The following is a 9,558-nucleotide window of genomic DNA, read 5'->3' as shown; positions in this document are numbered from 1 at the left end:
CCCCCCCCCCCCCCCCCCCCCCCCCCCCCCCCCCCCCCCCCCCCCCGGGGGCCCCGGGGGGGGGGGGGCCCCCCCCCCGGCCCGCACAGGGGACTCAGTGTGCCGCCATGTAGATGTCCTGCAGCACGGCCTTTTCCAGCTCCAGCTCACCCAGCAGGTTCTTCACGATATCGCCCAGGCTGAGGATGCCGACCAGCGTGTTGCCCTCGGTCACCATCAGGTGGCGGCGGCGCGAGTACGTCATCAGCGACATGGCCTGCTTCAGCGTGGCGTCCGGCGCAATGCCTTCCAGGCCGGTGGACGGCAGCGTGGAAATGACCCGGCGGCCGGCCTGCGGGCCGTCGTCGGCCAGCACGCGCACGATGTCCTTTTCGGAAATGATGCCCACCGGGGCACCGTCCTTGACCACGACCAACGCGGCGATACGGTTCGCGCTCATCTTGTGCGCGGCGGCACCGATCGTGTCTTCGGCGTCGATGGTGATGACAGCTTCTTTCTTCGATTGCAGGAGTTCGCGGACGTTCATTCTTGTTTCCTGGTGCAGGTCACTGAAGTCAAAAAGTGTGCTCTTCCGAATCGCCCCCTCCCCGGGAACAGACCTTTCAGCGCACGTCTGGCGCATGCTCCCTGCCGGTGAAAACAATGGGCAGGTTGCATGCTGCAACGCGATCGAAACCGAATGCTGCAGAAGCAGCGAAGGCCCCGGTCGATTCGATTCTACGACTGCCCTGTGCCGCCACTACCGGCACCGGTGGGACAGTTCGTCGTGGAACCTGTCGACGATGCCGAGAATCGCACCCGCGCTGAAACCGGCGCTGAATACAGCCGCCCGCCAGCGCTAAAGTTCGCGCCATGACGGCCGGCCTGGCTTCAACTACCTCACCCTGTCGAGTGGGAAAGACCACCGCCGGCTCAGCCGGGGGCTGGCGGAGCATTCGCCCCCTGTCGATTGACGCCGTAGAAGTGGAGCGTGCAGCATGTCGGTCCAGGCACGTGACGGTTTGATCCACGCCCCGCAGGGGCCCCGGCATCCATGAGGGATGCTTCGTATCCAACATTTCATGGAAATTGACTTCCTATGGCTTACGACGGTATCGCCCCCCGCATTCCGGCCAAGCACACTTCTGTGCTTGTGATGATTGACTGCCGTGACGGCACGCACACCCTTGCAGACGCCACCCGACCGCAGCTGCACGTCACCGATCTTGCCGCGACTCGCGGCGACGGTGTATTCGAAGCAATGCTGGCGCGCGACGGGGCGCCCTGCAAACCGGAGGCACACCTGCTTCGACTGCAGGCATCAGCACAGGCCGCTGAGCTGCTCGACCCCGGGGCGCAGGCGTGGCGTGATGCCATCGCCACGGCATTGCGTGCAAGCGGACCTTGGCCCGAAGCCCTTGTAAAACTCGTGCTCAGCCGCGGCCCCGAAGGTAGTGACCTATCCACGGCATGGGTGCTTGTCTCAGACTGCAGCGAACAGCACGATGTTGCACGCCGCGATGGGATCGACGTCCTGCTGCTTGATCGTGGCTACGACAGCACGCTCAACTCCCGGGCACCTTGGCTGATGATGGGCGCAAAAACACTCTCGTATGCGGTGAACATGGCGGCCATGCGTCATGCCCGCAGGAACGGCGCCGACGATGTCATCTTCACCAGCAGTGACGGGCATGTTCTGGAGGGCCCGACATCAAGCGTGGTCATCGCATGCCATAGAGAGGGCCGCGTGTTGCTGCAGACACCCCCTCCGGCGTGCGGAATCCTTGCAGGCACCACCCAGGCCCTGCTCTTCGACGCTGCACAACGCCTGGGCTGGCGGACCGAAATGACCATGCTGGCCCCAGCGGACATCTACGCCGCCGAAGGCGCATGGCTGGTATCGAGCATTCGCCTGGCTGCGCCGATCAACCGGCTCGATGGCCGCGAGCTGCCACGATCGCAGGCGCTCAACCAGCAGCTGCTTGCCCTGCTGGACGTGCATCCGGCGTGATTGGCCACCTCCTCCCGTCCCAGGCGGCTGCCGGGACGGGAGGCAACAAGGGCAGTTGCGCCCTAGAAGCGGATTTCCAGCTCTTCCTCTGTCTCATCGCCTGCCTGCGACTCCCCGCCTGCACGCAGCCAAAGCAGGTTGTCGATATGGGTTGCGAGCGATTCGATGGTTGAGTACTCGAAGATGACACGCGTATCCAGCTCGATACTGAACCGCTCGGTGATTTCGTTGATGACGCGAATCGCGATCAGGGATTGACCGCCCAGCTCGAAGAAGTCTGCATGGATGCCGACATTCCCCCCCCCCATCACCCCTTCCCAGATCTGCGACAGCTGCCGTTCGGTGTCGCTGCGCGGTGCCTGGTAGGAAAATGAGGGGCGGGAAACCGCATGATGGTCCAGCGCGTCCCTGTCCAGTTTGCCGTTGGCCGTCAAGGGAAGCTGCGCAAGGAAGACATACGACTCCGGAACCATGTAGTGGGGCAGCACATCACTCAACTGGCGCTTGATGGCAGCCCGCAGCCCGCCAGCATCGGCCGGCACGCCGCCCTCGTGCACTGCATAGGCCACCAGATACCTGCCACTGTCTTCGCCTTTGGCCACAACGACCGCTTCCATGATCCCTTCGCAGGCAAGCAGACAGCTTTCGATCTCACCGAGCTCGACGCGGAACCCACGCAGCTTGATCTGGTTGTCGTTGCGACCAAGATAGGCAAGTTTGCCATTGGTCAACCACCGGCCCAGATCGCCGGTGCGGTAGAGTCGCGCGCCCGGCACGCCGCCATGCAGATCCTCGATGAACTTCTCTGCGGTCTGCTGCGGCTGGTTGAGATACCCGCGGGCGACGCCGACGCCACCGATATGGATCTCACCGACCGCACCGCGCGCCACCGGATGGCCGCTCTGGTCAAGAAGGCGGAAGTACAGATTGGCAATGGGCGTACCGATGTGGGGAGTCTCGTCCGCGGCCTCCACCCGGCCGATGGCCGGAGAGACGGTGCATTCGGTGGGACCGTACATGTTGTAGAACTGCATGCCTTCGCAGTTGCGCATGGCATTCCAGAGCGCCGGATTGATCGCTTCCCCTCCCAGCAGCACCCGGCCCGGGCGGTGGCCCTGCATCGTGGTGAAGCCTGCTGCCAGCAACGTACTGAACTGCGACGGGGTGATGTCGAAGACTTCGATCTGATACCGCTGCAGGAACTCAAGCATCCTTCGGCTGCTGAGGCGTACCTCGTTTGGAATGATATGCACGCGGTGGCCGGAAAGCAGCTGCAGCAATCCTTCCAGGGACATATCGAAGGCAACGGACGCATTGACCGCAATGTGCGCGTTGTCCCCGAGCCCGGCATGCGAGCTGACGGTCATGGCCTGCCAGAAATTGGCCGGAGAACGATGTTCGACCACTACCCCCTTCGGTCGGCCGGTCGACCCCGAGGTGTAGATCACGTAAGCCGCATTGCTGGCTGAAACCTCGACGCTCGGATTCTGATCGGACCACGCAGCGGCCCCCTGCAGATCATCGATCAGCACCGGTCGGGAAGCAGCCTGTGATACGGCAGCTGCGTCGATGGCACGAGTCAGCACGATGCCGGCGCCGCCATCTTCCAGAAGCTGCGCAATACGCAGCGGCGCGACATCGGGCTCGATCGGGAGATAGGCCGCACCAGCCTTGAGCACCGCCAGCATGCCCACCACCATGTCGACCGAGCGGCCACAGCACAGGCCTACCCGCATCTCTGGCACGATGCCATGCTCGGCGATCAACCGGTGCGCAAGTCGATTGGCTCGCGCGTTGAGCTCGGCATAGCTCAACTGCGTGTCCTCGTAGACCACGGCGATCGCCTGCGGACTACGCTCGCATGCCTGCTCGAACAGATGGTGGATGCAGGGAAGGACGGGCGCACCCGCAACGTCGGCGCCAAGGCCCTCATCGACGACAGCCTGAACGGCATCGGACATGCCGATCGGCGCAACCGTTGCCTGCACCTGCGCTGGCACCGAAGGCAGCACTTCCACCGCTGCTTCACGCACTTTCGCCCTTGACGCCGGGATCGCCAGGTCGCGCAGGTGGCCCAGGCGTGGCAGGCTCTCCAGCACCAGCTCGGGTTCGACACCGAAGTCGATCAGGCACGCCACTTCATTCACACCCGCCTTGCGGATGGACGCGACCAACGGCAGGCAACGCTCTGCCGTGCCGAACAGCGCACTGCTCTGGTAGTACCGGCGGAAGGCAAATTCGGTTATCGCATCGATATCCCCGCCTTCACCTGCAGCACCGCCGATGTCACCCAGCCCCAGGCTCTTGGCAATGGTCTGCGGGGTACCCACCGAGTCGACGAGATACTGTTTGAATGGCCCCCGCACCTTGTCGAAGATGGTCTGCTCATCCTCGGAAATGAAGGTATGCACCAGCAGTGTGATTATCCCGTTACCTGCATGGCCCGCTGCCGCACGCTCCTCGCGATAGACCGCGATCTTCACCGCGAGCTCTTCCAGTGTGTGCCCCATCAGATGCGTCAGGATGTTGTCACCCATGCGCCCGGCGTGGCGGAACGCCTCCTCGTTTCCGACCGTGGTCACCCAGACAGGCAGTTCCGGCTGGATGGGCCGCGGCCGGATTGAGATCGGCACCATCTCCGCTTTGCCGTTCTGCAGGGTCACCGCCTCGCCTCGCCAGAGCGCCTTGACGGTCTGCACATCACGGACCAGCACGTCGCGGCGGCCTTCGAAGCGGTCCGGCGCCAATGCGAAGTCGCGTGGCGAGAAGCCTGCTGCGAAGCCTATTCCGACGCGCCCGCCGGAAAGGTTGTCGATCACCGACCAGTCCTCGGCTACGCGGACGGGATGATGCAGCGGCAGGACGCAGCTGCCTGCGCGCAGCTTGACCCGGGTGGTGGCCGCTGCCAGGGCAGCGGCGGTGATGGCGGGGTTGGGATACGCCCCGCCGAACGCATCGAAGTGCCGTTCCGGCGTCCACACCGCCTCGAAACCGTAGCGGTCGGCAAAACGCGCGCCCTCCATCAGCAGACGGTATTTGTCGTTGGCACGACCGCCATCATCGCTGGCGAAGTAGAACAGGCTGAACTCGAATTCACCCTCGGCCGCGTCCCCGCTGGCCTGGAGCGTGGCCGGCAATCGACGCGTGCTTGGCTCGTCGGTCATCGGCAGGTCATGCACCGCCTGCTCCGGTGCAGCCACGATGCCGCGCAGCAGGGCTTCAAGGCTGTCGCTCATGCGCCCGATGGTATCGGCCTCGAACAGGTCGGTGGCGTACTCCCAGGTCAATGCCATTCCATCGCTGTCCACGCTGAAGTAGAGCGTCAGGTCGTACTTGCTGAAGGGCACCTGCATGTTGGCGTGCACCACTTCGCTCTTGTCCTCGCGCGAGCTTACCTTGCCACCCTGGTCCTGGCTCTGATCCAGGTAGATCAGCTGGATCTGTGCGATCGGCTCGTAACTCATGCTGCGTGCCGGCTTGAGTTCGTCGACCAGAATCTCAAAGGGCACGTGCGCATTGGCGTAGGCACCCAGCAGCGACTGCTTGGTTCGCCCCACGAAGGCGTTGAAGCTGGGGTTGTCTGACAGGTCGGAGCGCAGCACCAGCGAGTTCACGAAGAATCCGATGACGCTCTCCAGCTCCTTGTGCAGCCGGTTGGCAACCGAGAACCCCAGCACGATGTCTGTTTCGCCGCTGTAACGTGCCAGGAAAAGCGAGAACGCCGCCTGCATGGTCATGAACAGGGTGGCACCGTTCTGCCTGCCGATGCGTTCCAGCCCCTGAAGGACCGACGCATCGATACGACGCCCATACTGCTGTCCGCGATAACTCTGGTACTTCGGGCGTGGCCGGTCCAGGGGAAGGTTGTGCACGTGCGGAATGCCAGCCAGGGTCTTTCGCCAGTACGGAAGCTCGCGTTCCAGCACGCCTGTCCGCAGCCAGGCCTCCTGCCAGATCGCGTAGTCGATGTACTGCACCGGCAGCGGCGGCAGTGGGTTCTCCTTTCCGGCAAGGTAGGCATCGTAGAGCACGCCGACTTCCTGCATCAGCAGATTGTTGGACCAGTTGTCCGAGCAGATATGGTGCTGGGTTACCATCAGCAGATGGGTCGCGTCGTCATAGCGCACCAGCGCGGCACGCAACATGAGATCGGAAGCCAGGTTGATGGGGTTGGACAATGCCTCCTGCCACATGCGTTCACCAGCGACGAAGCGGGCATCTGCATCCAGTGCACTGATGTCGGCAACCTGAAGCTGGAACTCGAAGTCCTCATGGACCTCCTGCATCGGCACGCCATCCATTTCCAGATAGCGCGTGCGCAGGCTGGCGTGGCGCTGGATGACCGTTCGGAACGCGCGTTCCAGTACAGTGGCGTCGGCACCGTGCAGGAACATGCAGAAGCCGTTGTTGTAGGCCGTCCGTTCACCCTCCAGCTGCGAAATGATCCACAGGCGCTTCTGCGAGGTCGACAGTGGAGCGGGCCCTTGATGGCCATAGGCGAGGATCGCAGGCAACTGCGGGGCGTCGGCCGACAGCAGCCTGCGCTCAATCTCGGCAGCCTGTTCTGCCACCGTACGCAGCACGAATATGCTGTCCAGGGTTATGTCTGTGGCGAAGGTCTCGCGGATCTGCCCGATGACTCGGATAGATAGCAGCGAATCCACCCCCAGCTCGAACACATCCTCATGCAGGCCCACCGCGTCGCGGCCCAGGAACTGCTTCCAGATGGCGACCAGCTTCGCCTGCACATCCGTCATCCCTGCCGTCGACGATGCTGCGCCCGGCTCGGCCGCTGCATCCTGGCTGACGCTGGCCGCAGCGGCCACACGGAGCTCCAGGCTCCTGGAAATTGAGCTGCCACGCGCGCTCAGTACCTCCGCCGGGTAATGACAGTGCCCTTCAAAGGGATACGTTGGAAGGCGGATGCGACGCCGTGCGTACCCGCGATGGTAGGCGTTGCCGTCCACGGCGATACCCGCGGCGAACAGCTGGCACAACGCGGTCTGCAACTGGATGAGTTCGGATTCGGCAGCGGCATGCGGGTCCGATGCCTGCGGCAACAGGCCGATGCAATGGGACGGGCGCAGGTCGCACTGCTGCGCGAATCGCCCCAGGGCCCTGCCCGGCCCCACCTCCAGCAGCACCTGCGGCTTGTCGCTGCATAGCGCGGTGATGCCTTCAGCAAAGCGCACGGTGCCGCGCAGGTGCTGCACCCAGTAATCCACCGAGGTCGCCTCGTCGGCGGTTATCCAGGTGCCGGTTACATTGGACAGGAAGGCCTGCCGCGGCGGGGACAGGGTCACCCTGCGCAGAACCTGGGCAAACGGTTCCAGGATGGGATCAAGATGACGGGAATGGAACGCGTGCGATGTCGCCAGACGGACACCGTGCACGCCTTGGTCGGCAAGCTGCTGCTGCAGCCGGTCGATCGCTTCGATGTCACCGGAAACAGTCACGCGCTCGGGGGCGTTGACGGCGGCAAGATCCAGCGCACCGCCCAGCAGCTCGTGGGCGCGCGCCTCAGACAACGGCAGCGCCAGCATGGCGCCCGCAGGCAATGCATCTACCAGCCGTCCGCGCGCGACCACCACATCGATCGCATCTTCCAGGGTGAATACACCCGCCAGACAGGCAGCCACGTACTCACCAAGGCTGTGGCCCAGATAGGCCTGCGGACGCAGCCCCCACGCCAGCAGCGTGCGCGCCAGCGCGTACTCCAGTACGAACAGCAGGGGCTGCACAAGCGCCGTGCTTACCAGGGCGTCGGCGTCCTCAAACAGCGCGGCGCGCAGGTCGAGGCCGGAGATACGCTGGGCGACCGCAAAGCAGGCGTCGGCCTGCTCGCGGAACACCGCTTCGTTTTCATAGAGGCCTCTACCCATGCATCGATACTGGCTGCCTTGGCCTGGAAATACGAAGCACAGCCCCGGCTCGGCCTTGCCAATGTGGCCTTCGGACGTTTCGCTGCCCGCTGCAGTGCTGGCACGCCGCGCCAGCTGAGCCATGTCGGCAACCGCAAATGCACGGCGATACGGAAGATCCCTTCGTCCAACCTGCAGGGTGAAACACAGATCGGCAATCGAATGCCCGGGATGGGCTGCCGCATGGGCAATAAGACTGGCTTCCAGCGCATCCAGCGCCGAGGGCGAATTGGCGGACAGGAAAACCGCATGGTGCGGGCGCCCTGCGGCCGGCGCGGCGGACGGCGGAGCCTGTTCAAGAATGACGTGAGCGTTGGTACCACCAATGCCGAAGGAGCTGACGCCGGCGCGCAACGGCTCGCCGGCCTTGGCAGTCCATTCACACAACTCGGTGTTTACAAAGAACGGGCTGCCTTCCAGCCCGATCATCGTATTGGGCGAATGGAAGTTGAGACTTGCAGGCAATTGCCGGTGCTGCAGCGCCAGGATGGTCTTGATCGCGCCCGCCACGCCGGCGGCTTCGCCAAGATGGCCGATGTTCGATTTCACTGATCCGATCGCGCAGCTGCCGGCCGCTACCGCGCCGAATGCCTGCCTGAGCGCCGACACCTCGATCGGGTCGCCCAACCGCGTGGCGGTACCATGCGCCTCGACATAGCCGATGGATGCCGGTTCAACCTCTGCGCGATCCAGCGCCGTGCGGATCACTGCGGCCTGTCCGTCCGAGCTGGGCGCGGTGAAGCCCACCTTGCGCTGGCCATCATTGTTGATGGCCGAGCCCTTGATGATGGCCAGCACGGTATCGTTGTCGGCCAGCGCATCATCCAGCCGCTTGAGCACCAGCAGTCCGGCGCCTTCGCCGGCACCGGTGCCATCTGCAGCCGCATCGAACGGGCGGCAATGGCCATCGGAGGACAGCACCATACCTTCCTGGTGCAGATAGCCTTTGTTGTCGATCGATACACTGACCCCGCCGGCGAGCGCGATGTCGCACTCGCCGGCAATGAGCCCCTGGCAGGCAAGGTGGATGTTGACCAGCGACGTCGAGCACGTGGTATTCGTGCTGAGTGCAGGCCCGGTCAGATCCAGCCGGTGTGCCACCCGGGTTGCCAGATAGCCGGCCTCATTCAGGCTTGTCAGGCTGTAGTAGTCCGCCAGGGAGCCGGATGTCCGCATGATGCGATGCACCCACGCCAGGTTGCCGCTTGCCCCGGCATACAGGCCGATCAGCCCGGCGTACTTGGCTGGCGTATATCCGGAGGACTCCAGCGCCTGCCACGCCAGTTCGTGCAGCACACAGAACTGGGGGTCCATGGTGGCCGCGTCCTGGCCGGTGTAACCGAACAACGCCGCATCGAACTCATGCTTGCGCTCGATTACCCCACGCAGGCGCACATAGTTGGGCTGCGCGCGTTCGAGTTCGTCCACACCGGACGCATCGAGATCACTGTCGCTGAGGTTGACCAGCCCCTCGCGCCCCTGCGTCAGCAGCTCCCACAGCGACTCGACGTCCGGCGCTGCGGGGAACCTGCCTGCCATGCCGATGACGGCGATTTCCAGTCCATTGAAAGAGGGGGCGGCTATATCATTCATGTGCGATCTGCTCGCTGGATGTTGAAAGGGGTGGCATTACGCCTGACGGGTGGC

At 64.0% G+C, this 9,558-nt stretch carries 3 protein-coding genes; 1 reads left to right on the top strand and 2 read right to left on the bottom strand.

The window, feature by feature from the left end; genetic code table 11:
• Positions 1-94 precede the first annotated feature (94 nt).
• Positions 95-526 carry a CBS domain-containing protein gene (locus tag IAE58_RS02210; protein WP_108750461.1) on the bottom strand — a complete coding sequence of 144 codons (432 nt, stop codon included), beginning with the start codon at positions 524-526 and terminating at the stop codon, positions 95-97.
• 552 nt (positions 527-1,078) lie between these two features.
• Here IAE58_RS02210 and IAE58_RS02205 point away from each other — a divergent pair.
• A complete protein-coding gene (locus IAE58_RS02205; RefSeq protein ID WP_199932976.1) occupies positions 1,079-1,990 on the top strand; it encodes an aminodeoxychorismate lyase in 912 nt (303 codons plus the stop codon).
• Between the two features lie 62 nt (positions 1,991-2,052).
• Here the strand turns inward: IAE58_RS02205 and IAE58_RS02200 are convergent, their stop codons facing one another.
• A complete protein-coding gene (locus tag IAE58_RS02200) occupies positions 2,053-9,504 on the bottom strand; it encodes a non-ribosomal peptide synthetase/type I polyketide synthase (RefSeq protein WP_199932977.1) in 7,452 nt (2,483 codons plus the stop codon).
• Between the last annotated feature and the right edge of the window lie 54 nt (positions 9,505-9,558).

This window comes from Stenotrophomonas sp. S49, from assembly GCF_016624905.1.
Lineage (GTDB): Bacteria > Pseudomonadota > Gammaproteobacteria > Xanthomonadales > Xanthomonadaceae > Stenotrophomonas.
Note: the sequence above shows the minus strand (reverse complement) of the source record. Positions and strands in the feature narration are given on the sequence as shown.